The organism is Rhodobacter sp. SGA-6-6 (genome assembly GCF_011043545.1).
In the GTDB taxonomy this organism is placed as follows: Bacteria; Pseudomonadota; Alphaproteobacteria; order Rhodobacterales; family Rhodobacteraceae; genus Pseudogemmobacter.
On the sequence record NZ_JAAKGP010000001.1, the window covers coordinates 550,190 to 566,516 of the forward strand.

A 16,327-nucleotide genomic window follows, 5' to 3' on the forward strand; every position below is an offset into this window, starting at 1 on the left:
GATGAAAGCCACCTGGATCCTGCCCGACGGCCGCGAGATCACCGCCGAGGTGAAGGAAGGTCTCAACCTGATGGAGGCCGCGGTCGCCAACAACATCCCCAATGTCATCGGGGAATGCGGCGGCAACCTGTCCTGCGCCACCTGCCATGTCTATGTCTCGGACGACTGGTCCGACCGGACCGGACCGGCGGGGGATTTCGAGGACCCGATGCTGGACGTGGCCGAGGCCGAGCGCCGCCCGACCTCTCGTCTGTCCTGTCAGCTGAAGATGTCGCCCGCGCTGGACGGCATCGTGCTGATCGTGCCCCAGCCCTAGGGCCGGGGCCGGGCCGGTCAGTTCGGCGTGGTCGTGGGGGCGGCGGACGCCTGCGCCCGGCGGGCCAGCTCCTGCCGGTAGAGCGCCAGGAAATCCACGCTGTCCACGTTCAGCGGCGGGAAGCCGCCGTCGCGCGTCACATCGCTGATGATGCGGCGGACGAAGGGGAACAAGAGCCGCGGGCATTCGATCAGCAGGAAGGGATGCAGCTGCTCTTCCGGCACGCCCTCCACCAGGAAGGTGCCGGCATATTCCAGCTCCAGCAGGAACAGCGTCTCGCCGTTGACCTTGTTCTTCGAGGTCACCTTGAACTTGGTCACCACGTCATACTGGTGCTCCGCCTGCCGCTTGCGGGCGTCCAGGCTGACCGCGACCTGGATGTCGGGCTGCACCTCGGCGCCGCTGATGCCCTTCTGCGCGACGATGTTCTCGAAGCTCATGTCGCGGATGTATTGCGCCAGCACCTGCATCTTCACTTGCGGGGCGGCGGCGGGGGCGCCGTTCGCGCCGGCGGTTTCTTCGGTCATCGTGATGCCTCTCCTCTGGCGGCCGCGCCGCCTGTCGGCCCGTGCTTACCAGAGCCGTCGGCCCCGCTCAATGCCAAGCGGAGGACCGCGGCATTGCGGATTCTCGACAACCTTCGGCGAAATCGGTAATCCTGCAATCGAACGCAAGGTAACCCGAATGCCCCGCAGCACCACCCTGACCGAAGACGCCTACCGGAGCCTCCGCCGCGACATCCTGCGCGGCCACTGGAAACCGCAGGAGCCCTTGCGGATGCACCAGCTGTCCGACCGCTACGGCATGGGCCAGTCGCCGCTGCGCGAGGCGCTCAGCCGGCTGCAGGCCGAGCGGCTGGTGGTGCTGATGCCGCTGAAGGGCTTCACCGTGGCGCCGCTGTCGCCGGCCGAGATGTGGGACGCGATCAACTTCCGCATCCTGCTGGAGACCGAGGCGCTGCGGCTGTCGATCCGCGACGGCGGCGACGGCTGGGAAGGCGCCATCGTCGCGGCGCTGCATTCGCTGGTGTTGCAGGCAAAGCGGGTGGAGGAGACCGGGACCGAGGCCGACCAGGACGAGTTCGAGACCCGCCACCACGATTTCCACCGCGCGCTGATCGCGGCTTGCCACTCGCCCCGGATGCTGGAGCAGTTCGACCGGCTCTATGCCGAATGCGAACGCTACCGCCTGCCCACCATGGCCCGCACCGCGCCGATGCGGCGCGACGTGCAGGGCGAACACCGGGCCATCGCCGAGGCGGCGCTGGCGCGCGATGCCGGCCGCGCCTGCGACCTGCTGGCCGGGCATTACCGCGCCACGGCGGAGCGGGTCGAGGCGCAGTTCCGCGAGATGGCGGCGGTCTAGCCCTTCGGCTCCAGCCCCACCGCCCGGCGATAGGCGCGCTGGCCGTAAAGCAGCGCGTGCGGGTTGTCGGCCAGCACCATCTGCGTGACCCGGCCGACGATGATGTGATGCGTCTCCCACAGCATCGCGGTCGCCAGCCGGCACTCGAAGGTCGCCGTCGCCCCCGCCAGCATCGGCTGACCCATCGGCCCGGCCTGCCAGTCCGCCCGGTCGAAGCGCGCGCCGTGGTCGTCGCCGCCGCGGCCTGCGAAGAGATCGGACAGCGGCTGCTGGTCCTCGGCCAGGAGGTTGGCGCAGAAGGCGCGGTTCTTCAGGATCGCCGTCGCCGCCGGGGACAGGTGATGGATGCAGGCCAGCAGCGAGGGCTGCTCGCCATCCGCCGAGACCGAGGTCAGCGAGGAGATCGTCACCCCCGCGCGCCCGCCCGGCCCGTCGGTGGTGGCGACCGCGACGAAGGTCGCGGCGCGGCTCATCCCTTCCAGAAAGGCGGCGCGCAGGTCCATGGCTTTCTCCTCAGCCCAGGTCGAAGAAGCGTTCCAGCTCCACGTCCGGGACGCGGCGGCGGAATTCATCGTATTGGCATCGCCGGGTGGAGGTGAAGGCCTCGACGAAGCGCGGGCCCAGCCAGTCCTTGGCGAAGTCCGACCCGGCCAGCCGCTCGATCGCCTCGGGCATCGAGCGGGCGAAGTCGCGGCTGGGTTCCTGCGCGTAGCCCGAGCCGATGACCTCCGGGTCCGGCTCGACCTTGCCGATGATGCCGGCGACGCCGGCGGCGATGGTGGCGGCGGCGGTCAGGTAGGGGTTGGAATCGGCACCCGGCAGGCGGTTTTCCACCCGCAGGCTGCCCGCGTCATGGCCGACCAGCCGGAAGCAGGTGGTGCGGTTCTCGTAGCCCCAGGTCAGGCCGGGCGGCGCGAAGGTGCCCGGCGCGAAGCGGCGGTAGCTGTTGACCGTGGGCTGGAACACCAGCGTCATGTCGCCGATGTATTTCTGCAAGCCGCCGAGGAACCAGCGGAAGGTCTGGCTGACGCCGTTCTTCTGGCCGTCTTCCCAGAACAGCGATTTGCCGGCCTTGTCCTTCAGGCTGATGTGCAGGTGGATCGACTGGCTGTCGGCGTTCTCGTTCCAGCGCGGCATGAAGGTGACGGACTTGCCCTGCCGCAGGGCCAGCGCGCGGATGAAGTTCTTCAGCAGCACGATCTGGTCGGCCGGCTCGACCCCGGTCCCCGCGCCGATGCAGGCCTCCATGAAGCCGGCGCCGATCTCCTCGTGCATCTTGGCGAGGTCGATCTTCAGCGGCTCGCAGATGGCGGAGATCGCCTCATACCATTCGGTCTGGACAACCTGATAGAGGATCAGGTCGTGGCTGGCGTGCATGGTCGCGGGCTTCAGGTTGCGGTAGCCCTTGGCCCGGGCGCTTTCCGGCGTCTCGTCGAACAGTGTATATTCCAGCTCCATGCCGTATTTCGGCACGAAACCGGCCTGTTCGGCCCGTGCCAGCACCTTCTTCAGGATCGCGCGCGGGCAGATCTCGGCCGAGGCGCCGGTGTAGTTCGACAGCACCAGCAGGTCGTGGCCGGGCTTGGACCAGGGCAGCTTGCGCACCGAGGCGGGGTCCAGCACCAGCGGGTCGTCGTGGAAGTCGCCGCTGTCGTCGTTCACCCCCGGGATGGTCAGCATGGCATCGGTCGGGTCCAGCGCCAGCTGCGCCGGGGCCATGCCCATGCCGTTCTTCGCAATCCCCTTCAGGCTGCCGACCGAGACCATCTGCCCGCGCAGAAGCCCGTTGGTATCGGCCATGCCGACGGTGGCAAAGCGGCTGGCCGGATCGGCAAGGAAGTCGTCAAGCGTCATGTCTCACCTGTTGGGGATGCGCGCCTTTCAGCGCTTCGAGTTGTTGGAGGTCCGCCTGCGGGGCGGTGGAATAGGCCTTCAGGAACACCCGCAGGCCGTTGTCGATGTAGCGCGCCAGCGTCGCCCGGTCGGGGGGCGAATCCGGCATATACAGAGCCTGAGTCCGCGGGGCAGAAAGGATCAGGCCCCAGAGGTCCTGCGCCGCCAGTTCGGCATCCTCGAAGTCCAGAAGCCCCTCGTCCCGCCGATCCGCCAGATAGCGCATGATGCCGCGCAGCAGATGGTCGGGGCCGCTGGCCTGGTAGGCCCGGCCGATTTCCGGGAAGCGCTGCACCTCGCCGATGATCAGCCGCGCCAGCGACAGCAGGTCGGGCCGCATCACCGTATCGGCATAGTCCCAGGCGAAGGTGTAAAGGTCCTGCACCATGCCCTCGGGCGAGGGATGCTCGAACACGTCCAGCATCCGGTCGCGCTTGCCCAGCATCATCGCCTGGAACAGCGATTCCTTCGACGGGAAGTAGGAATAGAGCGTCGGCTTGGTCAGCCCGGCCTCGGCGGCCACGGCATCCATGGTGGTGCCGGAATAGCCCATTTCGGAGAAGACCTTCAAAGCCGCATCCAGGATGCGCCTTTCGCGGTCAAGCCGGTTCTGCTGGCGGCGGGGAAGCGGTTTCATGGCAGCTTACGCAGGAATTCGGTCAGGTGGCGGTTGTAGGGGCCGGGCTCCTCGACGTTGCAGACATGGCCTGCGCCGGCGATCACCTCGAAGCGCACGTCGGGGCGGGGGGCGGCGTCCCAGATCCGGCCCGCCACGCCGCGGATTTCGGCGGGCGGGGCCAGCCGGTCATGCTCGCCGGTCATCAGCAGCACGGGCATGGTCAGCTTGCCGAAGTCGAACCGCTCCAGCGGGTTGGTGAAGCAGACCAGCGCGTCGCGGTAGGTGGCCGCCGGAATGGCCGCCATGCTGTCGTAGAGCCGCTTTTTCGTCTGCTCCGAGGCCCCCGGCCCGGCAAGAACCTGCACCACCGCCGGGGCGAAATCGGCCGGCACCTGTCCGGCGTTCAGCGGCACCTCGCGGCTGATGCGGAAGGCTTCGCGCTCGTCGGGGCCCGCTTCGGACATGCCGGTGCAGCCGCCGGAGAGGACCAGCCCATCCAGCATCTCCGGGTAGCGCATGGCGAAGGAGGTGGCGATCCACGATCCATAGGACAGGCCGACCAGAACCAGCCGTTTCGCCCCCAGAACCTCGGCCACCCGCAGGATGTCGGCGCAATAATCGTCGACGATGGATTGCCGCGGGCCGAGGGTGGAGTCGCCATAGCCCCGCAGGTCCAGCGCCGCACAACGCATCACGCTGCCCGCCGCCTGCAGTTGCTGATGCCAGTTGCTCCGCGCTCCGCCGATGCCGTGCAGGAACAGGCACAGCCGGCCGTCCCCCCGGTCGGGCGTCACGTCCAGCGCCAGCCGCGGCAGGTCGTCGAAGACCATCCTCTCCACCGGCACCGGGGCAGGCAGCGGCTCGGGCGCGGGCAACTCGCCCCTCAGCCCGGCCAGCGCCGCGATCCCGGCCTCGTAGACCGCCTTCGTCCCCTCGCAGATCGGCCCGAGGCGCGACGACGGCGCCCGGACCACCGCCGACCAGCCGACCACCGACCCGCCGCCGGTCGCCGGAGACACCGTGACCCGGGCGTCATAGGCTTCGCAGCCCGCGATCCCCTCCAGATGGGTGTAGCCGAGCACCCGGTCGCTGTCGGAGAAATACGTCAGCTGCTCGCGGTAGAGCGTATCCTCGCCCGTCACCGTGAAGGCCCGGACCAGCGCGCCGCGCGGGTCGCGCTCGGCACGGATCGTCGCCATCCACGGATGCCACAGCCCGCAGAAGTCGCGCAACACGGCCCAGACCTGATCCGGGCCGGCGTCGAGGCGCCCCGTGACCTGAACCGTGTCGCGCCCCATCAGCGCAGCATCCGCAGCGTGCCGGAGTCGCCGCGCCACAGCGAGTTGCGCGCGCCGCCCTCGTCGCCGGGGGCATCGTCCAGCTCGTCCATCTCGTAAAGCGCGAGGACGCCGATATAGTCCTCCATGATCTCCGAGGTATAGGGCAGCATCAGCGCACCGCAGCGGCTGTCGCGATACATCCGCTCCAGCGGCAACGATTTCAGCATCGACTGGCCGCCGCAGGTGCGGATCGCCATGGCGGCAATCTCCTGCACGCCCTCCATGACGTTGTATTGCGCCGCATACATCCGCATCACCTCGCCCTTCGAGGGGAAGCCCTTGCATTCGGAAAACGCCTGCCACCACAGCGCCCGCATGTTGGCAAGGCGGGCATACATCTTCGACACCGCCACCCGCTTGGTGGCATACATCCGCCGGTCGATCGGCGGCTGGCCCGGGATCTTGCCCTTCAGGTAGTCCACCGTGAAGTCGAAGGCGCCCTGCGCTACGCCCATGTAGGTCGGCGACAGCGTGGCCATCATGTGCGGCCAGTTGGGCAGGGTCTTGCCGAAGATGCCGCGCGGCATCAGCAGGTCGTCGCGGGTGACGAAGACGTCCTTCAGGATCAGGTCGCGCGAGTTGGTGCCGCGCATCCCCAGCGGGTCCCAGTCGCCTTTGACGGTCAGGCCGGGCGCGTCCTTGTGGACGACGAACAGCATCGTGTCCTCGTGCCGCGGTTCCTGGCCCTCGAAGACCTCGGTGCAGACGATGGTGTAATAGTCGCAATAGCCGGCCAGCGAGGCGAATTTCTTGAAGCCGTTGATCTTCCAGCCGCCCTCGACCGCGCGGGCCTGGGTCTGGTTCGGCTTCGAGGTCCAGTTCTGGCCGCCTTCCGAGATCGGCTGCGAGAAGATCGCCCGTTCCTTCATCGCCCGCAGGAACTGCCGCTCGCGCAGCGGGGCGAATTCGGCTTTTTCCTCGGGCGTCAGGTTCGGCATCTCGAACATGAAGCGCGACCAGGCCATCGAGCTGTTGTGCATGTTGAAGGTCAGCGCGGTGGCGCCGCAATACTTGCCGATCTCGGCCCCGACCATGGCATATTCGCCCATGGAGAAGCCCCAGCCGCCGAACTCCTCGGGGATCGACAGGCCCAGGAAGCCCGCATCCGCCAGGTCCTTGTAGTTCTCCACCGGGAAGGAGGCGTCGTCATCCACGCCCCTGGCGCGCTCGGCGAATTTCGGCCCCAGCTCGTTCACCTTGCGCAGCACCTTCTGCACTTCGGGGCGGATGCGGGACAGGTCGTAATAGTCGGCAATGTCGCTCATGTCGGTCTCTTTCGGGAAAGGGTCAGAGGGCCAGGTCGCCTTGCAGCACGCCGTCCTTGACGACGACGCGGCCGTCCAGCGCGATGGTGCAGTTGCGCATCGGCAGGTCGAAATGGCCAAGGGTGTAGCGGCCGGCATATTGGTTGGCGCCGGTGGACCAGAGGAAGCTGCCGGCCAGCGCCCGGAACTCCACCGCCTGCATGTCGCGCTTGTCATACATCGCGGCGCTGACCCATTTCGCGCCGGGATGCATCCCCCAGCCGACATGGCTCATCCCATAGGCGTTGCGGTCGTCCCAGGCTTCCATGTATTCGCGGAAATGCAGGGCGTCGATGCCGTCGCCCTCGATCCTGGTGACGAAGTCGTTCTCGATGGTGAAGTCGATCCGGCTGGTCAGGTAGGTCTTGAACGTCAGGTTCATGTCGCCGACGCCCATGACGATCCGGCCGTTCACCGCGTTCTTGCCGGGGAAGGCCAGGCACAGGCTGCCCGGCCAATGCGCCACCGCGCCCGGCGTGGTGCCGAAGCCGGCGGTGCCGCCGCAGGGCGCGCCGCGCAGGTCCACGGTCAGGTCGGTGCCAAGGGGCGAGGTCACCCGCATCTCCGACGCTTCGCGCAGCATCTGGATGCCCAGCTGCACCTTCGGCCCGTGCTCGGCCTTCGGCTCCGTCCGCTCAAGAATTTCCGGGTGTTCGTTGGTGATCACCAGCAGGCGGGTGCGGCCCGCATCCTCGATCTCCGGCCATTCCGGCGCGTGGATCAGCCCCTCCACCGTGCAATCGACGATCACTTCGCACAGCTTCAGCGCCTCGATCACCGCGCGGTTGCCCTGGATCGCCCAGCTGGTGCCGGTGGATTTCACCGGGACCGGGGCGGTCTGCACCGGGGTGGGCATCTGGATCATGCAGAATTCGGCGCCCAGGTCGTAGGCGGCCAGTTCGCACAGATGCACCAGCACCGGGCGCGACTGGGTTTCCGACAGGATGGCGATCCGCGTCCCCTTGCCGATTCCGTTCAAGGCGAAGACCCGGCGAAAGGCGGCGAGCCATTTGCCTTCGATGCGCTCTTGCAGCATCGCAGCACTCCCTGTTGACGATTCGCGTTCGCGCGAATTTCTTTACTCTGGAGTTAAGCATTCACAGGGCAGGCGAAGCTGTCAACAGGATTTTCGAGAATCTGATTTTCGACGAAAATCAGGAGCCTTCGCCGGTCAGTTGCGCCCAGGTCGGCCGCGCCAGGCTGAAGGTGTCCCGCGTCCGCACATAGTCGCTGCCGAAGGACCGCGCGACAAGCTCCAGCGCGTTGGTGTCGATATGGGCGCGGTCGGCGTCCAGCAGGAAGCGGTCCTCGATATGCACCGCCAGCACCCGGCCGATCACCACCACCTGGTTCGGCCCGGTGACCACCGAAGACAGCGCCCGGCATTCGTAGCTGACCGGGCTTTCCGCGATCCGCGGCGGGGCGACATGGGTGGAGGGCAGCGTCTCCAGCCCGGCGAAGGCCAGTTCGTCCACCCCGCGCGGCGCGTCGGCCGAGGTCAGGTTCATCTTCTGCACCAGCCGCTCCGGCACCAGGTTGACCACGAATTCCCCGGTGTCGAGGATGTTCTGCGCGGTGTCCTTGAAACCGCGCTTCGGGTCGCCCATGATGCCCAGCGCCAGCGTCGGCGGGTTGGACCCCATGACGTTGAAGAAGGAATAGGGCGCGGCGTTCAGCCCGCCGTCGCGGCCCTTGGTCACCACCCAGGCGATGGGCCGCGGGATCGTCGTCGCCGCCAGCAGCTTGTAGGCGATGGGTTCCGCCACCTGATCCAGATCGTATCGCATCGGCCTTCCCTTCGCTGCCTGCCGGCATTTGGCAAAGGGAGGCCGGGGGGTGCAAGGGATTTTCGATAATTCGCAGAATTATCGTGCCCGCAGCGCATCGGTCGCCTGCACCAGCGCCTCGCTGATCCCCGGCTCCGACAGCGCGTGCCCGGCCATGCCCACCATCCGCAGCTGGCACTTCGCCCAGCCCTGCGCCAGTTTCCAGGCCGAGACCGGCGGGCAGACCATGTCGTAGCGGCCCTGCACCACGGTGGCCCCGATATGCTCGATTCTATGGCGCTCGCGCAGGATCCAGCCGTCGCTTTCCAGGAAGCCGCCGTTCAGGAAATAGTGGTTCTCCAGCCGGGCGAAGGCGCGGGAATAATCCGACGGCCCTTCGCCGAAGCCGCCCTCGGACTGGATCGAGGCCAAGGCGTTCTCCCACTGCGCCCAGACCCTTGCGTGGCGGCCCTCCTCGGCCAGATTGCCGCTGAAGAGGCGCCGGTGATAGGCGGCGATCAGGTCGCCGCGCTCCTCCGGCGGGATCGGCGACACGAAGCGCTGCCAGAGATCGGGGAAGAAGGCCCCCGCCCCGCCGCCGTAGAACCAGTCCAGTTCCGCCTTCGTCATCAGGAAGACACCGCGCAGCACCAGATGGCGCACCCTTTCCGGGTGGGTCAGCGCATAGACCAGCGCCAGCGTCGCGCCCCAGCTGCCGCCGAAGGCAACGAAGCTGTCGATTCCCAGCGCCTGCCGGATACGTTCGACATCCGCCACCAGATGCCAGGTGGTGTTGTCCTGGACCGAGGCATGGGGCCGCGACCGCCCGCATCCGCGCTGGTCGAACAGCACGATCCGGTAATGCGCCGGATCGAAGTAGCGCCGCATCGCCGGCGAGCAGCCGCCGCCCGGCCCGCCGTGGAAGACGAAGGCCGGCACGCCGTTGGGGTTGCCGCATTGCTCGACATGGATGCTGTGGCCGTCGCCCATGTCGATGACGCGCTGGTCGAAGGGGTCGACCGGCGGGTAAAGGTATTCGACTGCGCGCTTTTGGACTGATCTGTGATCCATCGACACCCTATATAACCCGGGCGAAGCCCGAGTCGAAGCGCAAAGGGGAAGGCCCATGGAAACCACCGTCGATGCCGCCGAGGTGGCGAAGTTCGAGGCGATGGCCGCCGAATGGTGGGACCCTGCGGGCAAGTTCCGTCCGCTGCACCAGATGAACCCCTGCCGGCTGGACTACATCACCCGCCAGATCGCCGCCGAGTTCGGCCGCGACCTGACCGGCCCGCTGCCCTTCAAGGGCCTGCGCCTTCTGGACATCGGCTGCGGCGGCGGGCTGCTGTCGGAACCCATGGCCCGGCTCGGGGCCGATGTGGTCGGCGCCGATGCGGCCGAGCGGAACATCCCCGTTGCCCGCATCCATGCCGAGCAGTCGGGCCTGGCCATCGACTACCGCCACACCACCGCCGAGGCGATGGCCGCAGCGGGCGAGCGCTTCGACGTGGTGCTGAACATGGAGGTGGTGGAGCATGTGGCCGATCCGCTGGCCTACCTGACCGCCTGCCGGGATTTGCTGAAGGCGGGCGGGCTGATGGTCTGCTCCACCCTCAACCGCAATGCGAAAAGCTTCGCGCTGGCCATCGTCGGCGCCGAATGGGTGATGCGCTGGCTGCCGAAGGGCACCCACGACTGGCAGAAGTTCATGACCCCGGACGAGCTTTACGACCTGCTCCGCCGCGCCGGGCTGGACCCGGTGGACCGCAAGGGCATGGTGTTCAACCCGGTCAGCTGGCGCTGGAGCCTGTCGGACCGCGACCTTTCGGTGAACTACGTCACCGCCAGCATCCGCCGCTGACGGCGCGGGTGGCGGAAACCTCGTTGCGCCGTGCCGCCCCTCGGGCCATTCTGGCCGGATGTTGAGGTTCTGGCGGCATTTCTGGCGTTTTGTCTCGGCGGTCTGGCTGCGCGTGGGCGACGGGCATTTCGGCCTGATCGCCGCGGGCGTGGCCTTCTACGCCATGTTCGCGGTCTTCCCCGGCCTAGCCGCCGTGGTGGCGATCTGGAGCCTGATGTCCGACCCGCAGGTGATCTCCGGCTATCTGGGGATCGCCGAGCGCTTCCTGCCGCCCGATGCCGCCGACCTGATCCACGGCCAGGTGATGGAGCTGCTGACCGCCCCCGCGGCGACGCTGGGCTGGACCACCTTCGTATCGCTAATGCTGGCGCTCTATTCCGCCCGCGCCGGCGTCTCGGCGCTGGTGCAGGGGCTGGACGTGGTGCACCGCGCCAAGCCGCGGCGCTGGCTGCGCGGCTGGCTGGTGGATTTCGTGCTGACCGCGGCGCTGATCGGGGCGCTACTTGCCGCGCTGGCGACGGTGGTGATCGTGCCGATCCTGCTGAACTACGTCAGTTTCGGCACCTTCGAGGCGGTGCTGACCCGCCTGCTGCCCTGGGTCGCCATGTTCCTCTTGGTGCTGACCTGCCTGTCGATCCTGTATCGCTTCGGCCCCAACGTGCCGGGCGGGTTCCGCTCGGGCTGGATCACGGTCGGCGTGGTCTTCGCGGCGCTGGCCTGGGCGGGGGTGTCGATCGGCTTTTCCACCTATCTGTCGAACTTCAACAGCTACAACCGCATCTACGGCTCCATCGGTGCGGTGATCATCCTGATGATGTGGCTTTACCTGTCGGTCTGGGCGATCCTGGTCGGCGGCGCGATCAACGCCGAACTCGACGCCCGCCACCGCCTCTACCGCGCCATGGGCCGCCGCTGACGCTCATCGCGTGCCTTCGGCGCTCTTCGAGAAGAAGCCGAAGGCGCACGACGAGGCCCCTAGAGATACCGATTCCACAGGTTTTCCAGCCGCTCCTGCCGGCCCGACTTCGGCTGCGGCTCGATCCCCTCGGCCACGACCCGGGACGCCGCGGAAGCAAGGTCGCCCGCCAGCATCGCCTTGGCCGCCGGCGTTTGCCACCCGGCATAGCGCTCCTTCCGGGCCGCCTCCAGCTCGCCGCCTTCCAGCATCGCCGCGGCGCATTTCAGCGCCCGGGCGCAGGTGTCCATGCCGCCGACATGGGCCAGAACCAGGTCCTCGGGGTCCAGGCTCTGCCGCCGGATCTTGGCGTCGAAGTTGGTGCCGCCGGTGGCATAGCCGCCCGCCTTCAGGATCTCGTAGAAGGCCAGAGCCTTCTCGGCGTGATTGTTGGGGAACTGGTCGGTGTCCCAACCGGACTGGTAGTCGTTGCGGTTCATGTCGATCGACCCGAAGATGCCCAGGGCCGAGGCCAGCGCGATCTCGTGCTCGAAGCTGTGCCCCGCCAGGATGGCATGGCCCTGCTCGATGTTGACCTTGACCTCGGTCTCCAGCCCGAACTCTTTCAGGAAGCCGTAGACCGTCGCCACGTCGTAGTCATACTGGTGCTTCGAGGGCTCCTGAGGCTTCGGCTCGATCAGGATCGCGCCCTTGAAGCCGATCCGGTGCTTGTAGTCCACCACCTGCTGCAGGAACCGCCCGGCATGGGCGCGCTCGGCCTTCAGGTCGGTGTTGAGAAGCGTCTCATAGCCCTCGCGCCCGCCCCAGAGGACATAGTTCTGCCCGCCGAGTTTCAGCGTGGCGTCCATGTTGGCCTTCACCGTGGCGGCGGCATAGGCATAGACATCCGGGTCCGGGTTGGTCGCCGCGCCGGCCATCCAGCGGCGGTGGCTGAACATGTTGGCGGTGCCCCAGAGCAGTTTCGTCCCGTGGCTCTCCTGCTTCTGGCCGAGGTATTCGACGATCTCCTCCAGGTTCCGCAGGCTTTCCGCGAAAGTCGCGCCTTCGGGCCGGATGTCGGCATCGTGGAAGCAGTAGAACGGTGCGTTCAGGATGCCGAACAGCTCGAAAGCCGCGTCGGCCTTCAGCTTCGCAAGCTGCATGGTGTCGCCGAACCAGGGCCGCTCGAAGGTCTGGCCGCCGAAGGGGTCGCCGCCGGGCCAGGCGAAGGAATGCCAATATGCCACCGCAAAGCGCAGGTGGTCCTCCATCCGCTTGCCGAGGATCACCTCGTCCGGGTCGTAGTGGCGGAAGGCGAATTCGTTTGTGCTTTCCGGGCCTTCGTAGCGGATGGCGGGAATGCCCTTGAAGAAGTCGGTCATGCTATAGGTCCTTGATCCTGTCTTGCGCGGCGCGGAAGCGGGCATGGCCGGCATCCATCGCCGCGGTCAGTCTGCGGTCGGGCTCCACCACCCGGGCGATCTTCGGCAGGGTTGCGATCTCGGCCCCGGCGCCGGTGGCGGCCATCAGCGCCAGCCGCGCCGCGCCGAAGGCGCCGCCGAAATCGCCGGCCACCGGCAGCTGGACCGGCACGTCCAGCGCGGTGGCGATCAGCCGCAGCCAGTAGTCCGACCGGGAGCCGCCGCCCACGGCCAGCAGGTGGTTCAGCCGCGTCCCGGTCGCCGCCAGCGCATCGCGGCTGTCGCGGATGGCGAAGGTCACGCCTTCCAGCACCGCCCGCGTGGCCGCGGCCCGGTCGGTGGCATGTTCCAGCCCGGTGAAGGCGCCGCGGACCGAGGCGCTGTTCAGCGGCGTCCGCTCGCCGCCCAGATAGGGCAGGAACACGGTCTTGCCTGGGGCCTGCAACGGGCCGAGGTCGCCGGTCAGCCCGGCCGCATCCGTTCCCACCATCCGCGCGAACCAGTTCAGCGCGTCGGTGGCGGCGAGGATCACCCCCATCTGGTGCCAGGTCCCCGGCAGGGCGTGGCAGAAGGTATGCACCGCCGTCTCCGGGTCCGGCTGATAGCCGTCATTGGCCGCGAACAGGACGCCCGAGGTGCCGAGCGAGACGAAAGCCTCCCCCGCCCGCACCACGCCGACGCCGACGCCCGAGGCCGCGTTGTCGCCGCCGCCGCCGGCCACGACGACACCCTTCGGCAGGCCCCAGCGGGCGGCCAAACCGTCTCTAACATGGCCCGAAACCGCCGATCCTTCGACCAGCCGCGGCATGTGGCTGCGGGTCAGGCCGGTCGCCGCCAGCAGGTCGTCCGACCAGTCCCGCGCGCCAGTGTCGAACCAGCTGGTGCCGGCAGCGTCCGACATCTCGGCGACATGCTCTCCGGTCAGCCAGAGCCGCAGGTAGTCCTTCGGCAGCAGCACCTTCGCCACCTTGTCGCGGATCGCCGGCTCGTGCCGGGCGACCCAGAGCAGCTTCGGCGCCGTAAACCCCGGGAAGACGATGTTGCCCGACACCCGCCGGAACATCGGGTCGCCGTCCAGTTCGACCGCCTCCTCATGGGCGCGGGTGTCGTTCCACAGGATGCAGGGCCGCAGCACCTGGTCGCGCGCATCCAGCAGCGTCGCGCCGTGCATGTGGCCCGAAAGCCCGATACCCTTCACCGCACCAAGGCCATGCGCGGAAAGCCGGTCCATCACCGTCTCGGCCGCGCCGATCCAGTCGGCAGGGGATTGCTCGCTCCACCCCTCCTGCGGCCGCTGCACGGTCAGCGGCGTGGTGGCCTCGGCCAGCACCGCCTGATCCTCGCCGATCAGCACCCCCTTCAGGCCCGAGGTGCCAAGGTCCAGCCCGATATACATCAATAGGCCTGCGCGGGTTTCTTGCCCATGATGATCATCCCCAGGATGTCGTCATCCGTCACCTCGCCCACGTTCACCGTGCCGACGCGCTGGCCGTTCTTCATCACCACCGCCCGGTCGCAGAGGTCCATCACAGCATGGATGTCGTGCTCGATCAGGAAGATGCCCAGGCCCTGGCGCTTCAGCTCCTGGATCAGCTCCGCCACCATCCGGGTCTCATGCGGGCCGAGCGCGGCGGTCGGCTCGTCCATGATCAGGATTCTGGCGTTGAAATAGACCGCCCGGGCAATGGCGACCGACTGCCGCTGCCCGCCGGAGAGCGCCGACACCGGGTCCTTGAACTTGCGGAAGTTGGGGTTCAGCCGCCCCATGATCTTGCGCGTCTCGGCCTCCATCGCCGAGTCGTCGACCATGCCGAAAGCCGTCACCAGCTCGCGCCCCAGGAACAGGTTCGAGGCCGCATCCAGATTGTCCGCCAAGGCCAGCGTCTGGTAGATCGTCTCGATGTTCAGGGCGCGGGCGTCGCGGGGGTTGCGGATGTCCACCCGCGCGCCGTTGACGTAGATTTCCCCGGCATCGGCCTGATAGGCCCCCGACAGGCACTTGATCAGCGTCGATTTCCCGGCGCCGTTGTGGCCCAGCAGACCCACCACCTCGCCGGGGTAGAGGTCGATCGACACATGGTCCACCGCCTTGATGCCGCCGAAGGCGATCGAGATGTCGCGCATCTCGACCAGAGGCGTTCCTTGCCGGTCCATCAGCGGATCCCCTTGCGCTTGCGATACTGGATGTCGATCCAGACCGCGATCACCAGCACCATGCCGACGACGATGTTCTGGAACGGGCTGTCCACGCCCACCATCGCCATGCCCGATTGCAGCGCCTGCATGATCAGGGCGCCCAGAAGCGCGCCGTGGATGGTGCCGATGCCGCCGGCCAGTGCGGTGCCGCCGATCACCGCCGCGGCGATCACCCGCAATTCGTCCAGCGTGCCGATATCGTTGGTGTGGTTCTGCAACCGCGCCTGCGCGATGATCGCCGACAGCGCGCAGAGAAAGCCCATCAGCGCGAAGACCTTCACCGTCAGCAGGCGGGTGTTGATCCCCGAAAGCTCCGCCGCATCCGGGTTGCCGCCGGTGGCGAAGACGTAGCGGCCGAAGCGGGTGCGCTTCGCCACCACCGTCATCACGATGGCCACCACCGCCAGGATCAGCACCGAGACCGGCAGGCCGAAGCCCACGCTATAGCCCTCGGGCATCGCCTCGCCCTTGGCCTCGAACATGCGTTTCAGCTTGCCGGCGGGAATCTGGTAGGCGTTCAGCATGGCGATCAGGCCGAGGATGGCGCCGCAGGCCACCGCGGCCAGCACGGCCTCGGCCCAAATCGGCTTGACCGCGAAGCCGTGGCGCATCTTCCCCTTGCGGGCCTGCATCAGGCCGAACAGCACGAAGGCCGAGGCGACGATGCCGACGACCCAGCTCCACAGCGGGCCCAGCGTGCCCTCGGCGCCGCCGAACAGGATGAAGGTGGCGTCCAGCGGCCCCTGGGTCTGGCCGTCGGTCATATACCAGCCGACATTGCGCCAGATCAGCAGCCCGCCGAGGGTGACGATGAAGGAGGGAATGCGCTGGTAGCCGACCAGCCAGCCGGTGAAGCCGCCGATCAGGATGCCGAGCGCCAGCCCGGCCAGCATCGCCAAGGGCGCAATGGCCGGATGGCCGATGCCGAGCGCCAGCGTCTTCGGCAGGATCGTCACCTGCAGCACCCCCATCAGCGCCGAGCACAGCGCCAGGATCGCGCCCACCGACAGGTCGATGTGGCGGGTGACGATGACGAAGACCATGCCGGTGGCCATGATCGCCACGGAAACCACCTGGATGGTGATGTTGAACACGTTCTGCGGGATCAGGAACCGCCCGTTCGCCAGCCAGGCGAAGGGGTTCCAGCTGAACTCGGGCAGCGCGCGGATGCCGGTCCAGCCCTGGAAGGCGATGCAGATCACCAGGAAGGCGCCGATCATCCCCAGAAGCCGGGTGTCGATCTCCAGTGTTTCGAGAAGACTGCGCCGCGGCTGCGCGGGCGCGGCGTCGGGGGCCGCCTGGGTCATGGATCACCTGCCGGACAGAAGGGAGAGGGGCCCCGGTCTCCCGG

The 16,327-nt window shown here is 67.8% G+C and carries 17 protein-coding genes; 4 read left to right on the forward strand and 13 right to left on the reverse strand.

All coding sequences use genetic code 11. The annotated features are described in order from the left end of the window. The first annotated feature begins 1 nt into the window (after position 1). Positions 2–316 (forward strand): 2Fe-2S iron-sulfur cluster-binding protein, encoded by a 315-nt coding sequence (locus G5B31_RS02645; RefSeq protein WP_165013482.1) that lies wholly within the window; start codon positions 2–4, stop codon positions 314–316. 17 nt (positions 317–333) lie between these two features. Here G5B31_RS02645 and secB read toward each other — a convergent pair whose 3' ends face one another. Further along, positions 334–843: a protein-export chaperone SecB gene (gene secB, locus G5B31_RS02650; RefSeq protein WP_165013484.1), complete on the reverse strand. Its 510-nt coding sequence runs from the start codon at positions 841–843 to the stop codon at positions 334–336. Between the two features lie 157 nt (positions 844–1,000). Here secB and G5B31_RS02655 point away from each other — a divergent pair, with 157 nt between their 5' ends. After that, positions 1,001–1,681, forward strand: coding sequence for an FCD domain-containing protein (locus G5B31_RS02655; protein ID WP_205911767.1), 681 nt, complete (start codon positions 1,001–1,003; stop codon positions 1,679–1,681). On the opposite strand, the gene G5B31_RS02660 is transcribed toward G5B31_RS02655, so the two are convergent. The 8 genes from G5B31_RS02660 to pip form a co-directional block, all read right to left on the reverse strand. Next, positions 1,678–2,184 carry a flavin reductase family protein gene (locus G5B31_RS02660; RefSeq protein ID WP_165013488.1) on the reverse strand — a complete coding sequence of 169 codons (507 nt, stop codon included), beginning with the start codon at positions 2,182–2,184 and terminating at the stop codon, positions 1,678–1,680. The genes G5B31_RS02655 and G5B31_RS02660 overlap by 4 nt on opposite strands. A 10-nt stretch (positions 2,185–2,194) precedes the next feature. Beyond that, a complete protein-coding gene (locus G5B31_RS02665; protein ID WP_165013490.1) occupies positions 2,195–3,535 on the reverse strand; it encodes a glutamine synthetase family protein in 1,341 nt (446 codons plus the stop codon). Next, the gene (locus tag G5B31_RS02670; RefSeq protein WP_165013492.1) at positions 3,525–4,211 is read right to left on the reverse strand and encodes a TetR/AcrR family transcriptional regulator; all 687 of its coding nucleotides are present in this window, start codon (positions 4,209–4,211) and stop codon (positions 3,525–3,527) included. The genes G5B31_RS02665 and G5B31_RS02670 overlap by 11 nt, the downstream gene beginning before the upstream one ends. Further along, the gene (locus tag G5B31_RS02675) at positions 4,208–5,491 is read right to left on the reverse strand and encodes an alpha/beta fold hydrolase (protein ID WP_165013494.1); all 1,284 of its coding nucleotides are present in this window, start codon (positions 5,489–5,491) and stop codon (positions 4,208–4,210) included. The genes G5B31_RS02670 and G5B31_RS02675 overlap by 4 nt, the downstream gene beginning before the upstream one ends. Further along, complete coding sequence (locus tag G5B31_RS02680; protein ID WP_165013496.1) at positions 5,491–6,798, reverse strand: acyl-CoA dehydrogenase family protein; 1,308 nt, start codon at positions 6,796–6,798, stop codon at positions 5,491–5,493. The genes G5B31_RS02675 and G5B31_RS02680 overlap by 1 nt, the downstream gene beginning before the upstream one ends. A gap of 22 nt (positions 6,799–6,820) precedes the next feature. Continuing rightward, positions 6,821–7,873, reverse strand: coding sequence for a peptidase M29 (locus G5B31_RS02685; RefSeq protein WP_165013498.1), 1,053 nt, complete (start codon positions 7,871–7,873; stop codon positions 6,821–6,823). A gap of 118 nt (positions 7,874–7,991) precedes the next feature. Further along, positions 7,992–8,624, reverse strand: coding sequence for a flavin reductase family protein (locus G5B31_RS02690; protein ID WP_165013500.1), 633 nt, complete (start codon positions 8,622–8,624; stop codon positions 7,992–7,994). A gap of 78 nt (positions 8,625–8,702) precedes the next feature. Next, positions 8,703–9,674, reverse strand: coding sequence for a prolyl aminopeptidase (gene pip / locus G5B31_RS02695; RefSeq protein ID WP_165013502.1), 972 nt, complete (start codon positions 9,672–9,674; stop codon positions 8,703–8,705). A 55-nt stretch (positions 9,675–9,729) separates the two neighbouring features. On the opposite strand from pip, the gene ubiG reads away from it, so the two are divergent. Next, the gene (gene ubiG, locus G5B31_RS02700; RefSeq protein ID WP_165013504.1) at positions 9,730–10,464 is read left to right on the forward strand and encodes a bifunctional 2-polyprenyl-6-hydroxyphenol methylase/3-demethylubiquinol 3-O-methyltransferase UbiG; all 735 of its coding nucleotides are present in this window, start codon (positions 9,730–9,732) and stop codon (positions 10,462–10,464) included. A gap of 58 nt (positions 10,465–10,522) precedes the next feature. Continuing rightward, complete coding sequence (locus G5B31_RS02705) at positions 10,523–11,380, forward strand: YihY/virulence factor BrkB family protein (RefSeq protein WP_165013506.1); 858 nt, start codon at positions 10,523–10,525, stop codon at positions 11,378–11,380. 59 nt (positions 11,381–11,439) lie between these two features. On the opposite strand, the gene xylA is transcribed toward G5B31_RS02705, so the two are convergent. The 4 genes from xylA to G5B31_RS02725 are packed head-to-tail and all read right to left on the reverse strand — an operon-like array spanning position 11,440 to position 16,283. Next, a complete protein-coding gene (gene xylA, locus G5B31_RS02710; RefSeq protein ID WP_165013508.1) occupies positions 11,440–12,741 on the reverse strand; it encodes a xylose isomerase in 1,302 nt (433 codons plus the stop codon). A gap of 1 nt (position 12,742) precedes the next feature. Next, positions 12,743–14,176 carry a xylulokinase gene (gene xylB, locus G5B31_RS02715; RefSeq protein ID WP_165013510.1) on the reverse strand — a complete coding sequence of 478 codons (1,434 nt, stop codon included), beginning with the start codon at positions 14,174–14,176 and terminating at the stop codon, positions 12,743–12,745. Beyond that, positions 14,176–14,934, reverse strand: a complete 759-nt coding sequence (locus G5B31_RS02720; protein ID WP_165013512.1) for an ATP-binding cassette domain-containing protein — start codon at positions 14,932–14,934, stop codon at positions 14,176–14,178. Before G5B31_RS02720 ends, xylB begins: the two co-directional genes overlap by 1 nt. Next, positions 14,934–16,283 carry a sugar ABC transporter permease gene (locus tag G5B31_RS02725; RefSeq protein ID WP_165013514.1) on the reverse strand — a complete coding sequence of 450 codons (1,350 nt, stop codon included), beginning with the start codon at positions 16,281–16,283 and terminating at the stop codon, positions 14,934–14,936. Before G5B31_RS02725 ends, G5B31_RS02720 begins: the two co-directional genes overlap by 1 nt. Positions 16,284–16,327: the final 44 nt, after the last annotated feature.

What these genes read in the sequence shown, in the direction of transcription:
- G5B31_RS02705 (WP_165013506.1), top strand. Translation starts at nt 10,523, where the DNA reads ATGTTGAGGTTCTGGCGGCATTTCTGGCGTTTTGTCTCGGCGGTCTGG.
- G5B31_RS02665 (WP_165013490.1), bottom strand. Translation starts at nt 3,535, where the DNA reads ATGACGCTTGACGACTTCCTTGCCGATCCGGCCAGCCGCTTTGCCACC.
- G5B31_RS02655 (WP_205911767.1), top strand. Translation starts at nt 1,001, where the DNA reads ATGCCCCGCAGCACCACCCTGACCGAAGACGCCTACCGGAGCCTCCGC.
- G5B31_RS02645 (WP_165013482.1), top strand. Translation starts at nt 2, where the DNA reads ATGAAAGCCACCTGGATCCTGCCCGACGGCCGCGAGATCACCGCCGAG.
- xylA (WP_165013508.1), bottom strand. Translation starts at nt 12,741, where the DNA reads ATGACCGACTTCTTCAAGGGCATTCCCGCCATCCGCTACGAAGGCCCG.
- xylB (WP_165013510.1), bottom strand. Translation starts at nt 14,176, where the DNA reads ATGTATATCGGGCTGGACCTTGGCACCTCGGGCCTGAAGGGGGTGCTG.
- G5B31_RS02720 (WP_165013512.1), bottom strand. Translation starts at nt 14,934, where the DNA reads ATGGACCGGCAAGGAACGCCTCTGGTCGAGATGCGCGACATCTCGATC.
- G5B31_RS02670 (WP_165013492.1), bottom strand. Translation starts at nt 4,211, where the DNA reads ATGAAACCGCTTCCCCGCCGCCAGCAGAACCGGCTTGACCGCGAAAGG.
- G5B31_RS02725 (WP_165013514.1), bottom strand. Translation starts at nt 16,283, where the DNA reads ATGACCCAGGCGGCCCCCGACGCCGCGCCCGCGCAGCCGCGGCGCAGT.
- ubiG (WP_165013504.1), top strand. Translation starts at nt 9,730, where the DNA reads ATGGAAACCACCGTCGATGCCGCCGAGGTGGCGAAGTTCGAGGCGATG.
- G5B31_RS02685 (WP_165013498.1), bottom strand. Translation starts at nt 7,873, where the DNA reads ATGCTGCAAGAGCGCATCGAAGGCAAATGGCTCGCCGCCTTTCGCCGG.
- pip (WP_165013502.1), bottom strand. Translation starts at nt 9,674, where the DNA reads ATGGATCACAGATCAGTCCAAAAGCGCGCAGTCGAATACCTTTACCCG.
- G5B31_RS02680 (WP_165013496.1), bottom strand. Translation starts at nt 6,798, where the DNA reads ATGAGCGACATTGCCGACTATTACGACCTGTCCCGCATCCGCCCCGAA.
- G5B31_RS02660 (WP_165013488.1), bottom strand. Translation starts at nt 2,184, where the DNA reads ATGGACCTGCGCGCCGCCTTTCTGGAAGGGATGAGCCGCGCCGCGACC.
- G5B31_RS02675 (WP_165013494.1), bottom strand. Translation starts at nt 5,491, where the DNA reads ATGGGGCGCGACACGGTTCAGGTCACGGGGCGCCTCGACGCCGGCCCG.
- G5B31_RS02690 (WP_165013500.1), bottom strand. Translation starts at nt 8,624, where the DNA reads ATGCGATACGATCTGGATCAGGTGGCGGAACCCATCGCCTACAAGCTG.
- secB (WP_165013484.1), bottom strand. Translation starts at nt 843, where the DNA reads ATGACCGAAGAAACCGCCGGCGCGAACGGCGCCCCCGCCGCCGCCCCG.